Annotated in this window: 15 protein-coding genes; 9 read left to right on the top strand and 6 right to left on the bottom strand. The window is 63.3% G+C overall.

Annotated elements, in window-relative coordinates; genetic code table 11:
* Window positions 1-24: 24 nt before the first annotated feature.
* From F4U95_RS00875 to F4U95_RS00865, 3 genes are read right to left on the bottom strand one after another with little or no spacing between them, the layout of a single operon-like run.
* Window positions 25-897, bottom strand: coding sequence for an SMP-30/gluconolactonase/LRE family protein (locus F4U95_RS00875; RefSeq protein ID WP_120253571.1), 873 nt, complete (start codon window positions 895-897; stop codon window positions 25-27).
* 4 nt (window positions 898-901) lie between these two features.
* Complete coding sequence (gene xylB / locus F4U95_RS00870) at window positions 902-1,663, bottom strand: D-xylose 1-dehydrogenase (RefSeq protein WP_120253124.1); 762 nt, start codon at window positions 1,661-1,663, stop codon at window positions 902-904.
* Window positions 1,660-2,808, bottom strand: a complete 1,149-nt coding sequence (locus F4U95_RS00865; protein ID WP_172598875.1) for a fumarylacetoacetate hydrolase family protein — start codon at window positions 2,806-2,808, stop codon at window positions 1,660-1,662. Before F4U95_RS00865 ends, xylB begins: the two co-directional genes overlap by 4 nt.
* 162 nt (window positions 2,809-2,970) lie before the next feature.
* Here F4U95_RS00865 and F4U95_RS00860 point away from each other — a divergent pair, with 162 nt between their 5' ends.
* Window positions 2,971-3,180, top strand: a complete 210-nt coding sequence (locus F4U95_RS00860) for a hypothetical protein (protein WP_120253123.1) — start codon at window positions 2,971-2,973, stop codon at window positions 3,178-3,180.
* Window positions 3,181-3,372: 192 nt separating this feature from the next.
* Here the strand turns inward: F4U95_RS00860 and F4U95_RS00855 are convergent, their stop codons facing one another.
* Window positions 3,373-3,792 (bottom strand): EF-hand domain-containing protein, encoded by a 420-nt coding sequence (locus tag F4U95_RS00855; RefSeq protein WP_120253122.1) that lies wholly within the window; start codon window positions 3,790-3,792, stop codon window positions 3,373-3,375.
* A 281-nt stretch (window positions 3,793-4,073) separates the two neighbouring features.
* Here F4U95_RS00855 and purB point away from each other — a divergent pair, with 281 nt between their 5' ends.
* Complete coding sequence (purB, locus tag F4U95_RS00850) at window positions 4,074-5,390, top strand: adenylosuccinate lyase (RefSeq protein WP_120253121.1); 1,317 nt, start codon at window positions 4,074-4,076, stop codon at window positions 5,388-5,390.
* 71 nt (window positions 5,391-5,461) lie between these two features.
* Here the strand turns inward: purB and F4U95_RS00845 are convergent, their stop codons facing one another.
* Both F4U95_RS00845 and F4U95_RS00840 read right to left on the bottom strand, forming a co-directional pair.
* Window positions 5,462-6,535, bottom strand: a complete 1,074-nt coding sequence (locus tag F4U95_RS00845; RefSeq protein ID WP_120253120.1) for a LacI family DNA-binding transcriptional regulator — start codon at window positions 6,533-6,535, stop codon at window positions 5,462-5,464.
* Between the two features lie 82 nt (window positions 6,536-6,617).
* Window positions 6,618-8,750, bottom strand: a complete 2,133-nt coding sequence (locus tag F4U95_RS00840) for an alpha-glucuronidase family glycosyl hydrolase (RefSeq protein ID WP_425505026.1) — start codon at window positions 8,748-8,750, stop codon at window positions 6,618-6,620.
* Between the two features lie 166 nt (window positions 8,751-8,916).
* Here F4U95_RS00840 and F4U95_RS00835 point away from each other — a divergent pair, with 166 nt between their 5' ends.
* The 7 genes from F4U95_RS00835 to F4U95_RS00805 all read left to right on the top strand — a co-directional run bounded on the left by F4U95_RS00835 (window position 8,917) and on the right by F4U95_RS00805 (window position 22,194).
* Window positions 8,917-11,292, top strand: coding sequence for a glycoside hydrolase family 3 N-terminal domain-containing protein (locus F4U95_RS00835; protein ID WP_120253568.1), 2,376 nt, complete (start codon window positions 8,917-8,919; stop codon window positions 11,290-11,292).
* The gene (locus F4U95_RS00830; RefSeq protein WP_150424393.1) at window positions 11,289-13,664 is read left to right on the top strand and encodes a glycoside hydrolase family 3 N-terminal domain-containing protein; all 2,376 of its coding nucleotides are present in this window, start codon (window positions 11,289-11,291) and stop codon (window positions 13,662-13,664) included. The genes F4U95_RS00835 and F4U95_RS00830 overlap by 4 nt, the downstream gene beginning before the upstream one ends.
* Before the next feature lie 14 nt (window positions 13,665-13,678).
* Complete coding sequence (gene manD / locus F4U95_RS00825; RefSeq protein ID WP_120253118.1) at window positions 13,679-14,890, top strand: D-mannonate dehydratase ManD; 1,212 nt, start codon at window positions 13,679-13,681, stop codon at window positions 14,888-14,890.
* 134 nt (window positions 14,891-15,024) lie between these two features.
* On the top strand, window positions 15,025-16,323 hold the full coding sequence (locus tag F4U95_RS00820) for an MFS transporter (protein ID WP_211363925.1): 1,299 nt from the start codon (window positions 15,025-15,027) through the stop codon (window positions 16,321-16,323).
* On the top strand, window positions 16,320-17,735 hold the full coding sequence (gene uxaC / locus F4U95_RS00815) for a glucuronate isomerase (RefSeq protein ID WP_120253117.1): 1,416 nt from the start codon (window positions 16,320-16,322) through the stop codon (window positions 17,733-17,735). Before F4U95_RS00820 ends, uxaC begins: the two co-directional genes overlap by 4 nt.
* Window positions 17,732-19,198, top strand: coding sequence for a mannitol dehydrogenase family protein (locus F4U95_RS00810; RefSeq protein ID WP_120253116.1), 1,467 nt, complete (start codon window positions 17,732-17,734; stop codon window positions 19,196-19,198). The genes uxaC and F4U95_RS00810 overlap by 4 nt, the downstream gene beginning before the upstream one ends.
* Window positions 19,199-19,344: 146 nt before the next feature.
* Window positions 19,345-22,194: a TonB-dependent receptor gene (locus F4U95_RS00805; protein WP_120253115.1), complete on the top strand. Its 2,850-nt coding sequence runs from the start codon at window positions 19,345-19,347 to the stop codon at window positions 22,192-22,194.
* Window positions 22,195-22,370 lie beyond the last annotated feature (176 nt).

The following is a 22,370-nucleotide window of genomic DNA, read 5'->3' as shown; positions in this document are numbered from 1 at the left end:
TTCCAATTCTTATATCGTTGCGACTTACAATGCTGCGATATGGCCCGGCAACCCGGCCACGCCGGGATCGAAGGCGAAGAGATCGCCTGCCAGAGGCTGCTCTGTCAACGCTGTCATGTCCAGCCCCTTGCGCGCCGTCGTCGCATAGGCCGTGGTCAGCCCTTCGCCGCCAAAGGCGATCTTGGTGATGTTGGCGACGGGGAAGCGCACTTCGCGCATCAGCTTGCCGGCCGGATCGTAACGGCGCACCGCCCATCCACCGAACAGGCCGGTCCACAAACAGCCTTCGGCATCCACCGTCGGTCCGTCGGGATAGCCTGCATCCTCCTCGATCTTCGCGAACAGGCCGGTATTACCGACGGTGCCGTCCTCACGCAATTCGGTGCGCCAGATGCGCTTGCCCAACGTGTCGGTATGATAGAGCGTCCGCCCATCGGGCGAAACAGCCGGCCCGTTGGTGATCGACACGGCGGGCAGGCCGCTTTCGACGCATACGCCCTTGTGGAAACGGTAGAAATAACCGCTATCGGCTTCCTCCGCATCGTCCATCGACCCGAACCACAGCGCGCCATCGGGCGCGACGCAGGCGTCATTCTGCCGGTTGCCGGGCAGATGCGTTTCGGGTGCGTGGAGCAGGGCGAAGCTGCCCTGCGCCGGGTCGAAGCGATGCACGCCGGTCTGGAGGCCGACCGCAAACAGCCCGTCGTCGGTCGGGACGATCCAACCCACCTGACAGGGCGCCGCCCAGCTACGCCCGACGTCGGTCGCCGGGTCGTAACGGTGGATGCGATGCCCCTTGATATCGACGAACCACAGGGCGGCGTCGCGCGCTACCCAGATCGGCCCTTCGCCCAGCGTCGCGCCGACAGACAGCACGCTCTGCGGATCGGCACTCATGACGTCAGCGCCAGCCGGCATCGATGAAATAATCATGCGCGGTGCAATAGCGCGCATCGTCCGACGCCAGGAACATGGCCAGCGCGGCAACGTCTTCGGGCAGGATACGGCCATCCAGACATTGCGCCGCGACGATCTCCGCTTCGCCTTCGGGCGTGTACCATTTTTCCTGGCGCAACGTCTTCACATTGCCGGGGATGATGGTGTTGACGCGGATATTGTCCCGGCCAAGATCGCGGGCGAGGCTGCGGGTCAGCCCCTCGATCGCGGCCTTAGCGGTCTGGTACAGCGTCAGTTCCGGCAGAGCGAGGTGCCAGCTGATCGATCCGAAATTCAGGATCACACCGCCACCGGCGCGCTTCAACGCCGGCACCGCCGCCTGCGCCGCGAAGAAGAGGTGGCGCAGATTGACCGCCATCCGCTCGTCCCAATAGGCGGGCGTCACTTCCGCGATCGTGTGGCGATCGTCATTGGCGGCATTGTTGATCAGGATGTCGATCCCGCCCAACTGCTGCTCGACCGTGCCGATCATCGCCTGCACGGCGTCGATGTCGCGCAGATCCACGGCATGGAAGATCGGCGTGAAGGCTGCGTCGCCGGACAGGCGGGCGACCAGCGCTTCGCTCTGTTCCACGGCGATATCGCAAAAGGCGACATGCGCGCCCTGCGCCACGAACCCTTCGACCAGCCCTTCGCCAATGCCGCTGCCGCCGCCACTGATAAAGACCCGCTTGCCCTCCAGGCTGGGGTAGATGGCGCGGCTCATGCGGTTTCTTTCAGCAGGCCGCGTGCGGCCAGATTGGTGAACAGGGCGGTCAGGCCAAAGCTCCAGGGTGCGGCGTCCTTCGACGTCACGACGGTGTTGACCAGCTTGCCGAGGCGCGGGGTGGAGATGGCGACGACATCGCCGACCTTGTGGGTAAAGCCACGGCCCGGCTCGTCCCGATCCTGCACGGGCGCGAACAACGTGCCCAGGAACAGGGTGAATCCATCGGGATATTGATGTTCGGACAGCGTCTGGCGCACCAGTTCCAGCGGATCGCGGCTGATCTGGTTCATGCTGCTATGGCCTTCCAGACGATAGCCTTCCGGCCCATCAATGGTCAGTTCCAATTCGGCATTGCGCACGTCGTCGATGGTGAAATCCTCGTCGAACAGGCGGACGAGCGGGCCGAGCGAGCAGGAGGCGTTATTGTCCTTCGCCTTGCCCAGCAGCAGGGCGGAGCGCCCTTCGAAATCGCGCAGATTGACGTCATTGCCCAGCGTCGCGCCGATAGCGCTCCCAGCGGCATTGACCAGCAGCACGACTTCCGGTTCCGGGTTGTTCCAGGTGGAGTCCGACCGGATGCCGATCTCAGCACCCAGGCCCACGGTCGACAACACTGGCGACTTGGTGAAGACTTCCGCGTCCGGACCGATCGCGACTTCCAGATATTGCGACCACAGGCCATCCTCGATCAGCGCGGCCTTGAGCGCTGCGGCCTCGGCCGATCCGGGCACCACGGCGCGGATGGAGCCGCCGACCCGTTCTTCCAGACGGCCGCGAATCTCGGCGGCGGCGCTGGCGTCGCCACGCGCGCGCTCCTCGATCACGCGCTCGATCGCCGACAGGGCGAAGGTCACGCCGCACGCCTTGACGCATTGCAGATCGACCGGGCTGAGCAGCGGCAAAGCGAGCGTGTCGAGCGGCCCCAATTCTTCACCGGAGGCTGCAGCCAGCGGCAGCTTTTCGGCCAGTTGCGCCACTGTCGGCGCAACTTGGCTCATGTCGTAGGCGATGCCTTTATCTACAAGGATCGGGCTGGGGCCCGCGGCAGTCAGGACACGGCCAATAAACAGACCTTCGCGCCAGTCGGCGGGCAAGCAATCCGTCAAATTCACGGCGAGCAAGGAGTTTTCCCCCGGCATCATCAACTCCTAAAAAGGTGGTTCTAAATTGATAGCGCTACCAACATCGAACCGCCAGCGAAGTCAAGAGGTGTTGCGCAAAAGGCGCGCGGGGGAAAAGTCGTAGGTTCGATCGCGTGTTACGGCTTTTCCCCACGTCCGCTTTACGGCATAGCTGGAAGGACCATGAGCAAGACCGAAGACTCGGCGCCAGAGACTGGCGCAGCCGCCGTTCCCGAAACTCCCGCTGCCGACAAGGCGAAGGACAGGAACAGGGTCGACCTCGCCACCGCGGCGATCAAATCGGCCGGCAAGGGCGTATGGGCCGGTGCAGCCGTCGGCATCGGGTCCGCTGCGATCGTCGCGGCGTTGCTCTATACCCGCAAAAAGGGCTGATCGAACCCCAATTTTCCATGACATCGCCGTGATGATGTCTGCAGTTTCGTAATCTCGATCGAGCCATCAGGCGATCGCGCGACCGTTGCCCATAAAAAAGAGGCGGCATGGCCTTCGTACCATGCCGCCTCCCGGTGCGACCCTTTAGGCTCTTATGTCCCCGCCTTCGTGACAGGGGGGATCGGTTATGCCTTATGCAGCGCCGCCGCTCAGATAGCTGACCAACTCGGTCTTGCTGATGGACGTGCTCTTATCCTTGTCGGCCGTGGTAAAGGCGCCATTGGCCCAAGCGGTGACCTGCTCTGCGGGAAGCGCGGAACCGGTCGCCTTCATCTCCTGACTCTTCAGCGCAACCATCCAGCGCGTAAATTCGGACTGGTCCAGTTGGCCGTCATTGTTGGCGTCATAAGCTGGGAATTCCGCGTCCACGATCGACGCGACCGATGCCGCCGGGTTGGCAGGCGCGGCCGGGGTGGCGGCTTGTGGCGCAGCAGGGGTGGCGGGCGCCGCCGGAGTCGCTGGCGTAGCGCCGTCGGCCGGTGCGGGGGCCATCTGCGCCATCGCAGGCGCGGTTATCGCCAGGGCGGCGGTCAATAGGAATGTGCGGACCATGGTAATCTCCTGCCACCTTATATTGAATCGAAACAGATCATGTTTCGGAAAATCTCGTTATGCTGGAGTAATAATGAACGGGGACTGGCGAATGTTCCTGAACAGCCATTCAGGCGGGGTCATTCGTCTTGAAAATATACTCGACTCGTCGGTCTTTTCTGATCGGATCATGGAAACGCCCCGGTTGTTGCCGTCCTGTCTTTCCCGATTTGCCCCGATGGGCCGACACTGCTAGGCGCGCGGCACGTTTTCCTCCTTTCAAGACGCTAAGGATTCGCGCCATGGTCCCTCGCTACGCCCGCCCCGCAATGACCGCCCTCTGGGAACCGGAAGCCCGCTTCAAAATCTGGTTCGAGATCGAGGCTCATGCGACCGAGAAGCTGGGCGAGCTGGGCGTCGTCCCGCCGTCCGCTGCCAAGGCGCTCTGGGACTGGTGGGCGACCAACCCCGCGATCGACGTGCCCGCGATCGACGCGATCGAGGCCGTGACCAAGCATGACGTCATCGCCTTCCTGACCTGGGTTGCCGAACAGGTCGGCGACGAAGCCCGCTTCATGCATCAGGGCATGACGTCGTCGGACGTTCTGGACACCTGCCTCGCTGTGCAGCTTGCCCGCGCCGCGGACATCCTGATCGAGGATATCGACAAGTTGCTGGAGGTGATCAAGCGCCGCGCCTTCGAACATAAGCTGACGCCCACCATCGGCCGCAGCCATGGCATCCATGCCGAGCCAGTCACTTTCGGCCTGAAAATGGCCGAAGCCTATGCCGAATTTTCGCGCTGCAAGACCCGCCTGATCGCGGCGCGCGAAGAAGTCGCGACCTGCGCCATTTCCGGCGCGGTCGGCACCTTCGCCAATATCGACCCGCGCGTTGAGGAACATGTCGCGGAAAAGCTGGGCCTCGCCATCGAGCCCGTGTCCACGCAGGTAATCCCGCGCGATCGCCATGCGATGTTTTTCGCCACTCTGGGCGTGATCGCCAGCTCGATTGAACGTCTGGCCGTCGAGGTCCGCCACCTCCAGCGCACAGAAGTGCTGGAAGCGGAAGAATATTTCTCGCCCGGCCAGAAGGGTTCGTCAGCCATGCCGCACAAGCGCAACCCGGTGCTGACCGAAAACCTCACCGGCCTCGCCCGCGTGGTGCGTGCTGCGGTCGTGCCGGCACTGGAAAATGTGGCGCTCTGGCATGAGCGCGACATCAGCCATTCGTCGGTCGAGCGTTTCTTCGGTCCCGACGCCACCATCACGCTCGATTTCGCGCTGGCGCGCCTGACAGGCGTCATCGACAAGCTGCTCATCTACCCTGAGCGGATGATGAAGAATCTCGACAAGATGGGCGGCCTCGTCCACTCGCAGCGCGTGTTGCTGGCCCTGACCCAGGCGGGCGTCAGCCGCGAGGACAGCTATCGTTACGTCCAGCGCAACGCCATGAAGGTGTGGGAATCGGACGGCCAGCTGTCGCTGCTCGAGTTGCTGAAGGCTGACGAGGACGTCACGGCTGCCCTGTCGGCGCAGGAGATCGAGGACAAGTTCAACCTCGACTATCATTTCCGTCAAGTCGATACGATCTTCGCCCGCGTTTTCGGCGAGGCGTAACTATTCTTGTAAACTCCGTTCGTTTCGAATCCAGCGGCGTCGCTGGGGTAGAAACGAACGGAGGTTGGGTTTTAACGCCCGCCCAGTCGCGGCCGCATTCTCGGCGCGGCGTCGGATTGTCGCCGGATCAGCGCATGGTCCAGCACCAGATGCTCGACCTCCTCCGCGTCACCCCCGCGCCGGCTCTTCAACTGTCGCACCAGCACCTCCACCGCCGCGCGTGCCATGGCGCTGATCGGCTGGCGAATGGTGGTCAGTTCCGGCCAGATGGTGGTCGCGAGCGACGTATCGTCGAACCCGCACACCGTCAGGTCGCCCGGCACGTCCAGTCCGGTGCGATGCGCGATCGCCACGGTCGCGGCGGCCATATCGTCATTGCTGGCAAAAATGGCGGTCGGTGGATCGAGCAGCGACAGGATATGTTCGGCCGCGTCCAGTCCGGATCGGTAGGTGAAGAAGCCCTGCGCGATCAGTTCGTCCTGCACCGGCAGGCCGGATTCACCCAGTGCCTCGACATAACCCTCGAACCGTCTGGCGCTCGCGCTCTGATTGGGGTTGCCCTTGATGAAGCCGATGCGGCTATGGCCCAGCGCGATCAGATGGCGCGTCATTTCATAGGCCGCCAGCCTGTCGTCGATGCTGACGGCGTGCAGTTCTCCTGGCGCGCGCCCGGTCGCCACGGCCACAGCGGGAATGCCCGCCTCGTCCAGCGCATCGACCAGTTCAGGCAGGTCGCAGAGCGGCGGCGGCAGGATCACCCCGTCGATCCGCCCGCGCTTCAGATGCGCGACGACCGATGCGACGGACGTTTCCTCATCCCATTTTTCCACGACCAGATCGACGCTGCTGCGGCTGGCCTGATCCAGGCTGCCGACCAGAAATTCGCTGAGATAGGAGGATGACGGGTTGGAATAGAGCAAACCGATCCGCGTTTCGTCGCCCCCCGCCAAGGTCCGCGCGGCGGCGCTGGGCGCATAGTTGAGCGCGGCGATCGCCGCTTCCACTTTTTCCCGCGTAACGGGGCGCACCACCTGCTCGCCATTGATGACGCGCGACACCGTCATGGGCGACACGCCGGCATGGACGGCGACGTCGTTGATGGTGGGCGCGTTGCGCTGTCGGCGGGAGCTTCTGGTATCGGTCAAATGCGGCGCCCTTCCCCTTGGGAGCGGATGATGTCGTCAGCGTAATGGTAACGGCATCATCCGCTATATTTAAAGCGAAATATCAATTGTGCCCCGGCGCATAGGGGAATTTGAGCGCCTTGTACCAATTGAGATCATGGGCGGGTTCAGCCGATCCGGCGGGCAGGGGGCGTTTGGACACCGACTGGAAATAGGCGATGCTGGCGTCGCGCCACCACTGCGCTTCGCGATGCTGGATCGTCAGAAACGCCTCCGTCTCCGCAAAGCGCTCCGCATCGACATAGGGTTTCAGCGACGTCCAAGTCGTCTGCATGTCCGCAACATAGGTCACGCCGCGGTCATAGCTGTGGACCAGTCCGTCCCACAGATTGTCGCCCGATTTCAGACGATAATCCCATGGCACATGGTGAAACCACAGCAGATCGCGCTCCGGCGTGGTCTTCGCATTGGCCAGCAGCTTCGCGACCGGCGCGGCATATTGGCCCACCGCATCGCTGCCGCTCTTCGTCCGGTCGAAGCCGATGCCGTTCGCGTCCGCCTTGTGATAATAGACCGGGTTCCATTCGGGCCGTGCGAGGTCCGACACCCATGGTCCCGGCCCATAATGATGGCCGGTATCCATGACATGGGCCAGGCCAAGCGGCGTCATATAATCGACCGCCGCTTCGCGCGATCCCATCATCATCTTGACGACCGGCTGCACGACCTTCTGGTCGGGCGAGAAAGTCATCTCCGCCCATTCCTTCGCGATCGTCTCGGCCGACAGGCTGGTGTCCCACGCCAGACGGCCGAACGCATACCAGTCCGCTTGGTTGAAGATCGACCCGCTCCAGTCGCGATCCACGCCGATATTGGCGACGCCTGCGATGCCGGTCAGCTTGTGGCCCTCCAGCGATCCGTCGATGACCTTGGCAACGGTCGATCCCTTGCCCTTGGCATAGGTGTCCGCGTCCAAAGTCTCCTCGAATAGCGGGCCAAGATAGGTCAGGTGCGTCGATTGCCCCAGATATTCCTTGGTGATCTGGAATTCCATCATCAGCGGCGTCTTGGGCATCGCGCCGAAAAGGGGGTGGAAGGGTTCGCGCGGCTGAAAATCGATCGCGCCATTCTTCACCTGCACGATCACATTGTCGGCGAACTTGCCGTCCAGCGGCTTGAAATCCGTATAGGCCTGCTTGGCGCGATCGTCGGGATTGTCATGCGCATAGACGAAGGCGCGCCACATCACGATCCCGCCATGCGGCTTTACCGCTGCTGCCAGCATGTTCGCGCCATCGGCATGGGTGCGATTATAATCCTGCGGTCCGGGCTGACCCTCGCTATTGGCCTTCACCAGGAAACCGCCGAAATCGGGGATTGCCTTGTAGATTTCGTCCGCCTTTGCCTTCCACCATGCGGCGACCTGCGGATCGAGCGGATCGGCGGTCTTGAGGCCATCCAATTCCATCGGCGCGGTCCATTTGACCGACAGATAGACTTTGATCCCATAGGGGCGGAAGATGTCCGCCAACGCCGACGCCTTCTCGATATAGGGTGCGGTCAGGCTGTCGGCCTTGGCGTTCACATTGTTCAGCACCGTGCCATTGATACCGATCGAGGCATTGGCTCTGGCATAGTCGCTGTAGCGCGGCCCCTTCCAGTCCGGCAGGCGCCACCAGTCCCAGATGGATTGCCCGCTATAGCCGCGCTCGACCGTGCCGTTCAGATTGTCCCAATGGTTGAGCAGGCGCAGTCCGATCTTCGGCGCGCTGCGAATGTCGAGTTTGTCGAGGCTCGTTCCGCTCTGTGCCAGACGCAGCCAATGATAGGTGCCATGCAGCAGGCCCACGTCGCTGTTCGCGGCGATGATCGTGACCGCCTTGCCGTCTACCGTCGCGCTGCGAATCGCATAGCCTTCCGCGCCCAGCCCGTCCGTCTTGACCGGCAGGGCAGGGGTGGATGCCGGTGTCGCCAGCAGTAGTGCACCTTGCTGGACCGTTGCCGACATAGCGGGTGTGGTGCCCGTCATGCCGGCGATACCGCGCTGCAATTCCTGCGTCGCGATGGTCAGCGTCGGGCTGGTCCCGGCCGCCACGATAGCGGTCGCATGGGCCGCCAAAACCGGCGCGCGCGCCTGATCGGCGGGCGGATAGCGCAACCACAGATCATAGCCGTCCTCGGCCTGCGCCACGGGCGCCAGAACTGGCGTCAGCGCCGTTCCGGCCATGGCAATCATCCAGCAAAACAGGCGCGCTTTCACTTTCATCCTCTCCCTAGTCCCCGAACGTCAAAGCCCATTGATCGGGCATTGACAAGTCTCTCTTGTCGAAGCAATGGTAACGCTATCAGTTCGATCGCGGCAAGCGGAAAGATTGGCGCGCAATAAAATGGAGGGGGGCATCATGATCCGTAACCGCAAAATCTTGTGTGCCGCATCGGCGCTGGCGTTCAGCGTCGCCCTGCCCATGGCGCCTGCATATGCGGCGCCCGCGACGGCATCGGCCAAGGCCGTCTACAAGGATGCCAACGCCCCGATCGAGGCCCGCGTCGATGATCTTCTCTCGCGCATGACGCTGGATGAGAAGATCGCCCAGATCACCACCGTCTGGCTCGACAAGGTCAAGATTTTCGACGACCAGTTGCAGCTCGATCCTGCCAAGCTGGCAGCGCAATATCCCAATGGCCTCGGCCATTTCACGCGCCCTTCCGATGCGAAGGGTGCCGTCAGTCCTCGGGTCGCACCAGGACGCAATCCGCGCCAGACGGTCGCGCTCGTCAACGCCCTGCAAAAATGGGCGACGACGCAGACGCGGCTCGGCATCCCGATCCTCTTTCATGAAGAGGGACTGCATGGCTATGCGGCCGTCGGCGCGACCAGCTTTCCTCAGTCGATCGCTATGGCATCGTCCTTCGATACGGACATGCTGCGCGACGTCAACAGCGTCATCGCGCGCGAAATCCGTGTCCGAGGCGTGCCGATGATCCTGTCGCCGGTGGTGGATATCGCCCGCGATCCGCGCTGGGGCCGGATCGAGGAAACCTATGGCGAAGATCCCTATCTGGTCGGTGAAATGGGCGTCGCCGCGGTTGAGGGTCTGCAAGGCGTCGGCCGGGGGCGCAATCTGCGCGACGGCAAGGTGTTCGCCACGCTCAAGCATCTGACCGGCCATGGTCAGCCCGAAAGCGGCACCAATATCGGTCCCGCGCCCGTCAGCGAACGCGAACTGCGCGAGAATTTCTTCCCGCCCTTCGAACAGGTGGTGAAGCGCACCGGCATTGAAGCGGTCATGGCCAGCTACAATGAAATTGACGGCGTCCCCAGCCATGCCAATCGCTGGCTGCTGGAAGGCGTGCTGCGCGAGGAGTGGGGCTTCAAGGGGGCGGTCGTCTCCGACTATTCGGCGGTCGACCAACTGATGAGCATCCACCATATCGCCGCCAATCTGGAAGAAGCGGCGATCCGTGCGCTGGATGCCGGGGTGGATGCGGATCTGCCCGATGGCCTGTCCTACGCCACGCTGGGCAAGCTGGTGCGCGAAGGCAAGGTGAGCGAAGCGAAGGTCGACCTGGCCACCCGCCGCATGCTGGACCTGAAGTTCCGCGCCGGCCTGTTCGAGCATCCCTATGCCGATGCCGCCGCGTCGGAAAAGATCACCAATAATGCGGACGCCCGCGCGCTGGCGCTGAAGGCTGCGCAGCGCTCGATCACCCTGCTTAAAAATGACGGCATGCTGCCGCTGAAGCCCGAAGGCACGATCGCCGTGATCGGTCCGAGCGCGGCCGTGGCGCGCCTTGGTGGTTATTATGGCCAGCCGCCGCACACGGTGTCGATCCTCGACGGGATCAAGGCGAAGGTCGGCGCACGCGCGAACATCGTCTTCGCGCAGGGCGTGAAGATCACCGAAAATGACGACTGGTGGGAAGATAGCGTCACCAAGTCGGACCCCTCAGAGAACCGCAAGCTGATCGAGCAGGCGGTGGAAGCAGCCAAGAATGTCGATCGCATCGTGCTGACGCTGGGCGACACTGAGCAGTCGAGCCGCGAAGGCTGGGCCGACAATCATCTGGGTGATCGTCCGTCGCTCGATCTGGTGGGTGAACAGCAGGAATTGTTCGATGCGCTCAAGGCTTTGGGCAAGCCGATCACCGTGGTCCTGATCAACGGCCGCCCGGCCTCGACCGTGAAGGTTAGCGAGCAGGCCAACGCCATATTGGAAGGCTGGTATCTGGGCGAGCAGGGCGGCAATGCCGTCGCCGACGTCCTGTTCGGCGATGTAAACCCCGGCGCGAAGCTGCCCGTCACCGTCCCCCGCTCGGTCGGGCAACTGCCCATGTTCTACAATGCCAAGCCCTCGGCGCGTCGTGGATATCTGTTCGATACCACCGATCCGCTCTATCCTTTCGGCTTCGGGCTTTCCTACACGACATTCGACCTGTCGCCCCCGCGTCTGGCGGCGACCAGCATCGGCACCGGCGGCAAAACGACCGTCTCGGTCGATGTCCGCAACAGCGGCGCGCGCGAAGGCGACGAAGTCGTCCAGCTTTATATCCGTGACAAGGTCAGCAGCGTCACCCGCCCGATCAAGGAGTTGAAGGGCTTCCAACGCGTCACCCTGAAGCCGGGCGAAACCCGCACCGTCACCTTCACCATCAGCCCAGAAAGCCTCCAGATGTGGGACGCGGACATGCATCGCGTCGTCGAACCGGGCGATTTCGAGATCATGACCGGCAACAGCTCGGTCGCACTCAAATCCGCCACGCTGACGGTGAAGCCATGAGCGCTCGTCTTGCTCGTCGTCAGGCGCTCGGCCTGCTCGCCTCCACCTCCTTCTTCGCAGCGGCCCCGGCCGTTGCGGCGAAGGGGAAGGGGCCGCTCTACAAGGATGCCTCCGCCCCCATCGACCTGCGCGTCCGCGACCTGCTCGGCCGGATGACGCTGGAGGAGAAGGTCGGTCAGATCATCGCGCTCTGGGCGACCAAGGCGGACATCATGGACGACCTGACCTTCTCGCCGACCAAGGCGAGCAAGGCCTATCCTAATAGTTTCGGCCAGATCACCCGGCCGTCGGATCGTCGCGGCGCGCCGAATGGCTCCAATCAGGCTGGCGGCGTCGGCGCCCGCTGGCGCACGCCGGCCGATACGGTCGCCTTTGTTAATGCCGTCCAGAAATGGGCGATCGAAGAAACCCGCCTCGGCATCCCGGTGCTGTTCCATGAAGAATCACTCCATGGTTATATGGCGACCGACGCGACCATGTTCCCCATGGCGATCGGCATGGCCGGTGCCTTCGATCGCGACCTGATGCGTGAAGTCCAGTCGGTCATTGCCCGCGAAGTGCGCGCGCGGGGCGTCCATCTGGCGCTGTCGCCGGTGGTGGATATCGCCCGCGACCCACGCTGGGGCCGGATCGAGGAAACCTTTGGCGAAGATCCCTATCTCTGCGGCGAAATGGGCGTTGCGGCGGTGCTGGGCCTGCAAGGCGAAAGCAAGCAGCTTGGCCCGGACAAGGTCATGGCGACGCTCAAGCACATGACCGGTCACGGCCAACCCCAGAGCGGCGAGAATGTCGCGCCGGCCCCGATCAGCCAGCGCGAATTGCGCGAGAATTTTTTCCCGCCCTTCCGTCAGGTGGTCAAGCGCACCGGCATCGCCGCCGTCATGCCATCTTATAACGAGATCGACGGCGTCTCGTCGCACCAGAATGTATGGCTGCTCGGCGACATCTTGCGCGGCGAATGGCATTTCGACGGCGCGGTGGTCAGCGACTATGGCGCGGTCCACGAACTCGACACCATCCACCATGTCCAGCCCGACCCGGAGGCATCGGCCCGCGCCGCCCTCCGTGCCGGGGTCGATTGCGAGTTGCCCGATGGGATGACCTATCGGACGCTCGTGGAACAGGTCCGCAGCGGAAAAGTGCCTTCCGAAGCGGTCGACATCGCCTGCACGCGCATGTTGACCCTCAAATTCCGCGCGGGCCTGTTCGAAAATCCCTGGCCGCGTCGCGATTATGATGCGCTGACCGGCAATAAGGAGGCGCGCGCATTGGCGCTGAAGGCCGCGCACAAATCCATCGCGCTGCTCAAGAATGACGGCATATTGCCTTTGGCCGCCGGCGCGCACAAGCGGGTCGCGGTGATCGGTCCCAATGCCGCCATCGCGCGGCTGGGCGGCTATTCCTCCATTCCGCGTCAGGACGTCTCGCTGCTGGAAGGCGTCCAGTCCAAGCTCAAGGGCAAAGCGGAGGTCGTTCATGCGCAGGGCGTCTTCATCACCCAGAGCGAGGATCGTTCGGTGGACGATGTGTTCCTGGCCGATCCGGTCAAGAACCGCGCGCTGATCGCCGAAGCTGTCGAGGTGGCCAAGGGCGCGGATATCGTGTTGCTCGCCATCGGCGACACCGAACAGACCAGCCGCGAAGGTTTCGCCAAGAACCATCTGGGGGACCGCACCAGCCTCGATCTGGTGGGTGAGCAGAATGACTTGTTTGCGGCGATCAAGGCGACCGGCAAGCCCGTCATTGTCTGTGCCATCAACGGCCGCCCACCCAGCTATCCCGCCGTGGTCGACGGGGCCAATGCCCTGCTCGAATGCTGGTATCCGGGGCAGGAGGGCGGCACGGCCATGGCCGACATCCTATTCGGCGATGTCAATCCGGGCGCCAAGCTGCCTGTCACCGTCGCGCGCGATGCGGGCCAGATCCCGATCTTCTACAATCGCAAGCCCAGCGCCCGGCGCGGCTATGTGTTCGAGGATGTCTCGCCGCTCTTCTCGTTCGGATATGGCCTCAGCTACACCAAATTCGAATTTGGAAAACCACGACTTTCCTCACCCCGCATCGGTATAGGTGGCAGCGTCACGGTCGAAGTCGATGTGCGCAACGCGGGCGACAGGGCAGGGGACGAGGTCGTCCAGCTCTACGTCCATGACCAAGTCGCCACCGTCACCCGCCCGATCAAGGAATTGAAGGGCTTCGAACGCGTCACGCTCGCGCCCGGCGAAACGAAGACCGTGCGCATCCCGCTTGGCCCCGACGCCTTCAGCTTGTGGAATCTCGACATGGAGGAAGTGGTCGAACCCGGCCTCTTCGACATCATGGTCGGACCCGACAGCCAGAATATTCAGACCATCCCGCTCGAAATCATCTGAACAGGACCGCTCAAATGCCCAAGATTATTGATGCCAAGGTCATTGTCACTTCCCCCGGCCGCAATTTCGTCACCTTGAAGATCATCACCGAAGACGGCGTCTACGGTCTGGGCGACGCGACGCTCAACGGTCGCGAGCTCTCGGTCGCCAGCTATTTGCAGGACCATGTCATCCCCTGCCTGATCGGTCGCGACGCGCACCGGATCGAAGATATCTGGCAGTATCTCTACAAGGGCGCCTATTGGCGTCGCGGTCCCGTCACCATGTCGGCCATCGCCGCCGTCGATACCGCGCTGTGGGATATCAAGGGCAAGCTGGCCGGTCTGCCCGTCTATCAGCTGCTGGGCGGCGCCAGCCGGGAAAGCGTCATGGTCTATGGCCATGCCAACGGCACCACGATCGAAGATACGGTCAAGACTGCGCTCGAATATCAGGCGCAGGGTTACAAGGCGATCCGCATCCAGTGCGGCGTGCCCGGCATGGCGTCCACCTATGGCGTGTCGAAGGACAAATATTTCTACGAACCGGCCGACGCAGACCTGCCGACGGAAAATGTGTGGAATACCAGCAAGTACCTCCGCATCGTTCCCGAACTGTTCAAAGCCGCGCGTGAGGCGCTGGGCTGGGACGTGCATCTGCTGCACGACATCCATCACCGCCTGACTCCGATCGAGGCCGGTCGCCTGGGCAAGGATCTGGAACAATATCGCCCTTTCTGGCTGGAGGATGCGACCCCGGCGGAAAATCAGGAAGCCTTCAAGCTGATCCGTCAGCACACCACCACGCCGCTGGCCGTCGGCGAGATTTTCAATTCGATTCATGATTGCCGCGAGCTGATCGAAAATCAGCTGATCGATTATATCCGCGCCACCGTGGTTCATGCGGGCGGCATCAGCCACCTGCGCAAGATCGCCAATCTGGCCGACCTCTATCAGGTGCGAACCGGCTGCCATGGCGCCACCGACCTGTCGCCGGTCTGCATGGCCGCCGCGCTGCATTTCGACCTGTCGATCCCGAACTTCGGCGTGCAGGAATATATGCGCCACACGCCCGAAACCGACGCGGTCTTCCCGCACGCCTACACCTTCGCGGACGGGGCGATGCATCCGGGCGAAGCACCGGGCCTGGGCGTCGACATCGACGAGGAACTGGCCGCCAAATATGAATATAATCGCGCCTTCCTGCCGGTAAACCGGCTGGAAGACGGCACCATGTTCAACTGGTGATTTCGTGCTTCGGCTGCCCTTGACGTCGTCATCCCCGCGAAGGCGGGGATCCATCTTCCACCCCATCTCCAGCCGCACCGTTGGGGATGGTTTCCCGCCTGCGCGGGAATGATGAACCTGATTGGACGAGGGCAGTGACTGCAATTCCCAAAACCGCCGGCCCACCCAAGCCGTCAGGCAAGGTCCGTTGGATCGTCTGCGGCCTGCTCTTCGCGGCGGTCGTGCTCAGCTATATCGACCGGCTTGTGCTGCCGACGCTCAAGCCCGACCTTCAGGCCCGCTATGGCTGGAGCGAGAGCGGCTATGCCAGCCTCGCCATCTGGTTTCAGGCGGGTTACGGCATCGCCTATGTCGTTTTCGGCCGTTTGATCGACCGGATCGGCGCGCGGGCGGGCTATGCGCTCGCCGTGACGCTGTGGACCATCGGCCATGTCGCGCACATCTTCTTCACCTCCACGGCGGGCATGCTGCTCGCCCGCATCCCGCTGGCGATCGGGGAAGCGGGGACATTTCCCGCCGCCATCGCCGCGACCAATGAATGGTTCCCCAAGAAGGAGCGGGCGTTCGCCATCGGCATCTTCAACGCCGGGTCCAATGTCGGCGCGATCCTGACGCCGTTATTTGTCCCGATCATCGCGGTGACGCTGGGCTGGCGCTGGGCCTTCATCCTGACCGGTCTGCTGACGGTCCTGTGGCTGGCGGCATGGTTGAGTTTCTATCGCCGCCCGCGCGAGAAAAAGAGCCTCAGCCCGCAGGAACTGGCCTGGATCGAAACCGATCCGGTCGAGGAAAAGCGCCCCGTCAAATGGGCCACCCTGTTCCGCCATCGCCAGACCTGGGCCTATATGTCGGGCCGTTTCCTGATCGATCCGGTGTGGTGGACCTTCCTCTTCTGGCTGCCCGACTTTTTCAACAAGCAATATGGCGTGAAGATGCTGGACTTCGGTCCGCCGCTGATCGCCGTCTATCTGCTGGCCGATGTCGGCTCCATCGCCGGCGGTTGGGCCTCCTCGCGGTTCATGGGCCGGGGCTGGAGCCTCAATCGCTCGCGCAAGTTCGCCATGTTCCTCGCCGCGCTCTGCGCCGTGCCGATCGCCTTTGCCGCCAGCGCGCCTTCCATGTGGATCGCCGTCGGCCTCATCGGCCTCGCCTGCGCCGGGCATCAGGGCTTTTCCGCCAATCTCTACGCGTTGCCCGGCGATGTCTTCCCGCGCTGGATGGCCGGGTCGGTCGTCGGCCTGAGCGGCCTGTCGGGGGCGGTCGGCGGCATGCTGATGGCCAAATTCGCCGGCGTGATCCTCGAAACCGTCGGCAGCTTCGGCCCGATCTTCGCGGTCGCCTCCGTCGCCTATCTGATCGCGCTGGCGGTCATCCACGTCCTGCTGCCCCGCTATCAGCCGGTGGTCGCCTCTGTTCCCGGAAATCCCGCATGACCAAGACGCTCAGCCTTCATCCCGATCGCCTTTTTCCGTCCGATCCCGCGACCCGCGACATCGCCCGCCGCCTCTATGCGAGCGTGCAGGATCTGCCGATCGTGTCGCCCCACGGCCATACCGATCCGCGCTGGTTCGCCTATGACGAGCCCTTCGCCAATCCGGCGGAATTGCTGATCGTGCCCGACCATTATGCCTTCCGCATGCTGATGAGCCAAGGCGTGAAGCTGGAGGATCTGGGCATCCCGACCGTGGACGGCAGCGCCACGGCCAGCGATCCGCGCGCCATCTGGCGTCTCTTTGCCGAGCGTTATTATCTGTTCCGTGGCACGCCGACCCGCATGTGGATGGACTGGGTCTTCGCCGAAGCCTTCGGCATCGATGTGCAGTTGGACGCCGACACCGCCGATCATTATTACAACATCATCGACGCCGCGCTGAAGACGGATGCCTTCCGCCCGCGCGCCCTGTTCGAACGCTATAATATCGAAGTGATCGCCACGACCGAAGGACCGCTCGATCCGCTCGACCATCACCGCGCCCTCCGCGCGTCGGGCTGGGGCGGCAAGGTCGTTACCGCGTATCGTCCCGACCCGGTACTCGACCCCGACGATCCACGCTTCATCGCCAATGTTCAGCGCTTCTGCGCGATGACGGGCGAAGATCCCGCCAGCTACGCCGGCTACCTGCGCGCCCATGAAAAACGCCGCGCCGATTTCCGCGAAGCCGGCGCCACTTCCACCGACCATGGCCACCCGTCCGCTTTCACCGCTGACCTGCCCCGCGATGAGATCGAGGCGCTCTATGCCAAGGTCACGACCGGCCCCGCGACCGCCAAGGAGGCCGAGCTGTTCCGTGGCCATATGCTGACCGAAATGGCGCGCATGTCGATCGCGGACGGCATGGTCATGCAGCTGCATCCCGGCGTCCACCGCAGCCATAACGCCGCCGTGCTGGCCCGCTTCGGCAAGGACAAGGGCGGCGACATCCCGACCGCCGGTGAATTCGTGCAGGCGCTCAAGCCGCTGCTCGACGCCTATGGCAATGATCCGCGCCTGACCTTGATCCTCTTCACCCTGGACGAGGATGTCTATGCGCGCGAACTGGCCCCGCTGGCCGGCCATTATCCGGCGCTGAAACTGGGACCGCCCTGGTGGTTTCATGATAGCCCGGAAGGCATGCGCCGTTTCCGCGAGCGCACCACCGAAACCGCCGGCTTCTACAATACGGTGGGTTTCAACGATGACACCCGCGCCTTCCTGTCGATTCCGGCGCGGCATGACGTCGCCCGCCGCATGGATTGCGCCTGGCTTGCCCAGTTGGTCGCCGAACATCGGCTGGAGGAGGATGAAGCGCTCGAACTCGCCCGCGCGCTCGCTTATGACCTTGCCAAGGCGGCGTACAAGCTGTGAGCCGCCTGTCTTCCGCCACGCTCGCGCAATTGCCCGCCGACGTCACTCTGCCCAGCTATGATCGAGCCGCCGTGACATGCGGCGTCGTCCATATCGGTATCGGCGCCTTTCATCGCGCGCATCAGGCGGTGGTCTTCGACGACGCCCTCAATGCCGGCGACCTGCGCTGGGGCATCATCGCGGCCTCGCTGCGGTCGCCCGCCGTGCGCGACCAGATGCAGCCGCAGGACGGCCTCTACACCATGTTGGTGCGCGACGGCGCGGCCGAGCAGGCACGCATCATCGGCGCGGTGCAGCAAGTGATCGTCGCGCCGGAAGAGCCGACGGCGCTGCTCGCTGCGCTGGCCTCCCCGGACACGCATATCGTGACGCTCACCATCACGGAAAAGGGCTATAAGCTCGATCCATCGACCGGCGCCCTGATCGCGGACGATCCGCAGCTCGCCGCCGACCTGGCCTCGCTCGAAAGCCCGCAGACCGCGCCCGGCTACCTGGTCGCCGCGCTGGCCCTGCGCCGCGCCGCCGGCCTTGCGCCCTTTACCGCCATCAGTTGCGACAACCTCCCGCATAATGGCGTGCGCCTGCGCAATGCCGTGCTGGAACTGGCGCGGCGGCATGACGCCGATCTGGCCGACTGGATTGCGACCCACGGCGCTTTCCCCGAAACCATGGTCGATCGCATCGTGCCGGCCACCACGCCCGAAGACATCGCCGCGCTCACCCAGCGTCTCGGCCTGGAGGATCAGGCGATGGTCAAGACAGAACCTTTCATCCAATGGGTGATCGAGGATAAATTCTGCGGCCCCCGTCCGGATTTCAGTGCCGGCGTGCAATTGACGCAGGCCGTCGCCCCCTGGGAGGAAGCCAAGCTGCGCCTGCTCAACGGCGCACATAGCGGCATCGCCTATCTGGGCGGCCTGGCCGCCATCGACCATGTCCACGAAGTGCTGGCGCTGCCGGAAGCCCGCGCCTTCGTGGAAGCGCTCTGGGACGAGGCGGAAACCACCCTGACGCCACCGCCCGAACTGGACGTGGCCGCTTATCGCCGCGACCTGATGGCGCGTTTCGACAATCCGACGCTGCGCCACCGCACGCGTCAGATCGCGATGGACGGGTCGCAAAAGCTGCCGCAGCGGCTGCTCGCGCCTATCGCCGCCCGCTTGGCGGCGGGGCAGGGGATCGATGCGCTCGCGCTGGCCGTGGCCGCCTGGCTCCGCTGGCAAGCGGGGCAGGATGACAAGGGCGATGCGCATCAGGTGGACGACCCGCTCGCCGCGCCCATCGCCGCGACGCTGGCCGATGCCCGGACGTCGCAGGATCGCGTGGCCGCCATTCTTGCTTTCGACGCCGTGATTCCCCCGACGCTCGCCACCGACGATCGTTTTCGCACGGCGCTCACGCATTGGCTGACGCTGCTGGAAAGCCAGGGTGCGCTGGGTGCATTGGCCGCTTTCCGCCACTGACAACGTAGTCACCTATATCGTTACCATTGTTGCCCGCCGGACGTCTTGACAAAGTCGACGGCGGGTTTATTGAAGCCATAGTGATAGCGCTACCAGTTTACGCCCACCGGAGAGTCGGGGGCGGCGCTCAGGAGAGGGGTTTGTTCATGTCTTCACGCACCCAGATTTTTCGCACCGCGCTGTTCGCCGCGTCCGCGATCGGTTCGCTGGCTCTCGGCCAAGCCGCCCTTGCGCAGGACGCCGCGCCGCAGGATGGCGACGTTGCCGACATCGTCGTGACCGGCATTCGCGCGTCGTTGCAGAGCGCTACCAATGCCAAGAAGGATGCGGTAGCTTTTGGTGACTCGATCTTTGCCGAAGATATCGGCAAGCTGCCTGCCACCAACCTTGCCGAAACGTTGAACCGTATGCCGGGCGTGCGCCTGCGCCGCGACAATAATGGTGAAGGTACGCAGGTCGCGATCCGTGGCCTTGGCCCCAGCTTCACCCGCGTCCTGTTGAACGGCTCGCAGATTCAGGTCGCGTCGGACGGCGGCACCAACGGTGGCAGCGCCAACCGTGAAGTCGATCTAGACTTCTTCCCCTCGGAACTCTTCACTCGCCTCGACCTGGCCAAGAGCCCGTCGCCCTCTACGCTGGAAGGCGGCATCGCCGGCACCGTCAACCTGCGCAACGCGCGCCCCTTCGACAAGGAAGGTACGCATTTCACCGTCGTGGCGCAGGGCCAATATACCAGCCCCAATGACAAGATCAGCCCGCGCGGCGCGATCGTTGCCAGCCACACCACCGACACGTTCGGTATTCTCGTCGGCGTGGCCGGCGTGAAGACCAAGACGCGGATCAAGGGCTTCGAAACCGTTGGCTGGACCGACGGCAATCTGGGCGCCGTCAACGGCGTGCCCGATGCGGGCGGCAACAATTTCTCCTGGGCATCGGTCGTGCCGCGCAATGCGGGCCATGGTCTGGTCGCTGGCCAGCCGGTCAATGTCGTCGCGACGTCGGGCCTGACCCGCTCGCAGCTCAGCACCGCACTGTTGCCGCGTCTGGGCCGTGAAAGCCTGACCGAAGGCACGCGCTCGCGCATCTCGGCGCTGGCCGCGCTGGAATGGCGTCCGTCCGACACGCTGCATTTCGCCATCGACGGTATCTGGGCGAAGTCGACCCGCGATTATACGAAGGTCAACATGAACTGGCAGGTCCGCAATTCCGGGCCGGGCACCAGCGCGCAATCGACCGGCGGCATGATCCCGATCGGCCTGACCGTGGACGAAAATAATGTCGTGACCAGCGGCACCTTCGCTAACTCGTCCTATTTCCTGGAAGCGAGCGTGTTCAAGCAGACCACGAAATTCTGGAACATCAACCCCAGCGTCAGCTGGGAGCCGACCGACAATCTGAAGGTCAACCTCAGCGCCAACTATTCCAAGAGCCGCTTCTTCCGCGAACAGCCGACCTGGGCGTTCCAGACCACGCCCAATTCGGGCGTCGATACCTATTATGAAAATAAGGGCGGCGATTATCCGTCGATCACCAGCAATCTGGACCTCAACGATCCGAACAATGGCAGCTGGCAGTGGTATCGCCAGAATATCCAGCTGGTCCGCCGTCATACCGAAACCAAGGGCGCACATTTCGACGTCATGTATGGCGACGAACAGTTCAACGTGAAGGTCGGCGCGGCCTATGATCAGGCGACCCGCTCGATCCGTGCCTACGACAATAGCATCGCGTATCAGCAGTCGGTCTGTGGTACGGGCTGCACCGGCGCCACCGGCTCGATCACGACCAGCCAGATCGCGCAATATCTGAAAAGCTCCTCGACGGCCGGCTTCGTCGTGCCCAATTTCGATGCCATCAAGCAGGCGACCAACTATGCCAGCTATCGTGACAGCGCGCCCGAAGCGCGCGGTGCGGTAACGGGCGGCGCGACCGGCGACATGGACGAAAAGGTGATGGGCGCCTATTTCGAAGTGAACGGCGTGACCGAAATCGCCGGTCGTGACCTGCACATCAATGCCGGTATGCGCTATGCCCATACCAATCAGGAAGTGACCGGCCCCAGCCAGGTTGGCACCACGATCATCGACATCACGTCGCGTTCCAAATATGAAAATTTCCTCCCGTCGATCAACCTGACCTATGACGTGGCCGATAATATCAAGCTGCGTGCATCGGCTTCGCGCACCATGACCCGTCCGGATGCTGGCCAGATCCTGCCCGGCGTCACCTTCTCCGATCCTTCGGCTCTGATCGCGAACGCCGGCAACCCGGACCTGAAGCCCTACACTTCGGACAATTATGATCTGGGTGGCGAATTCTACACCGGCGGCATCGGCTATGTCGGCGTCTCGGCCTTCATGAAGAATGTCCAGGGCTTCACCACCACGGTGCCGACGCAGGCGACCTTCGGTTCGCTGAACATCCCCTATGCCAGCCTGCTGTCGACCCAGCAGAATGCATTGACCGATCGTTCGGGGGCAACTGGCGTCGCCATCAACGATCTGGCCATCACCGTGAACCGTCCGGTCAACCTCTCCGACCTGAAGATCAAGGGTCTGGAAGCCACCTGGGTGCAGCCGCTCGACTTCTTCGTGAAGGGCCTCGGCTTCTCGGCCAACGGCACCTATCTCAAGCAGTCCTCGTCCTCGGGCCTGGTTGCCGAAGGCGTGTCGAAATATTCGTACAATCTTCAGGGCTTCTACGAAAATCACGGCCTGTCGCTCAGCCTGAACTATGTCTGGAACGGCAAGTCCATCGCGCTCAACGGCCCGCAGAACGGCATCGCCGGCGCGGACCTGAAGGCCGATGCCCGTGGTCAGCTCGACCTGTCGGCCGGCTATGAACTGCCCTTCTTCAACAAGGCGATGCGCCTGACGCTCGACGTGCTGAACATCACGAACGAGCCGATCCGCACCACCTTCGAATATTCGAACGCCGCTTATTCGGTCTATTATCCGGGTACGTCGGTTCTGGCCGGTATCCGCGCCAACTTCTGATCCTCCCCAAGGACCAACTGACAGGGCCGGCCGCAACGCCGGCCCTATTTTCTTGGGGCTGGTGATTTGGTGAGGATTGGGATCTCATGCTTCCAATGTTGGATTTTATCTGATCTATCCGGGCTGCCTTCCGAAGGGCCGTCAGGCCTGTATAGGAAGTGACGCTTCGCGAGCGC

The sequence above is a fragment of the Sphingobium limneticum genome (assembly GCF_008710165.1).
GTDB classification, from domain to species: Bacteria; Pseudomonadota; Alphaproteobacteria; order Sphingomonadales; family Sphingomonadaceae; genus Sphingobium; species Sphingobium limneticum.
The sequence above is the reverse complement of the archived record's forward strand: the minus strand, read 5'-3'. Positions and strand labels throughout refer to the sequence as shown.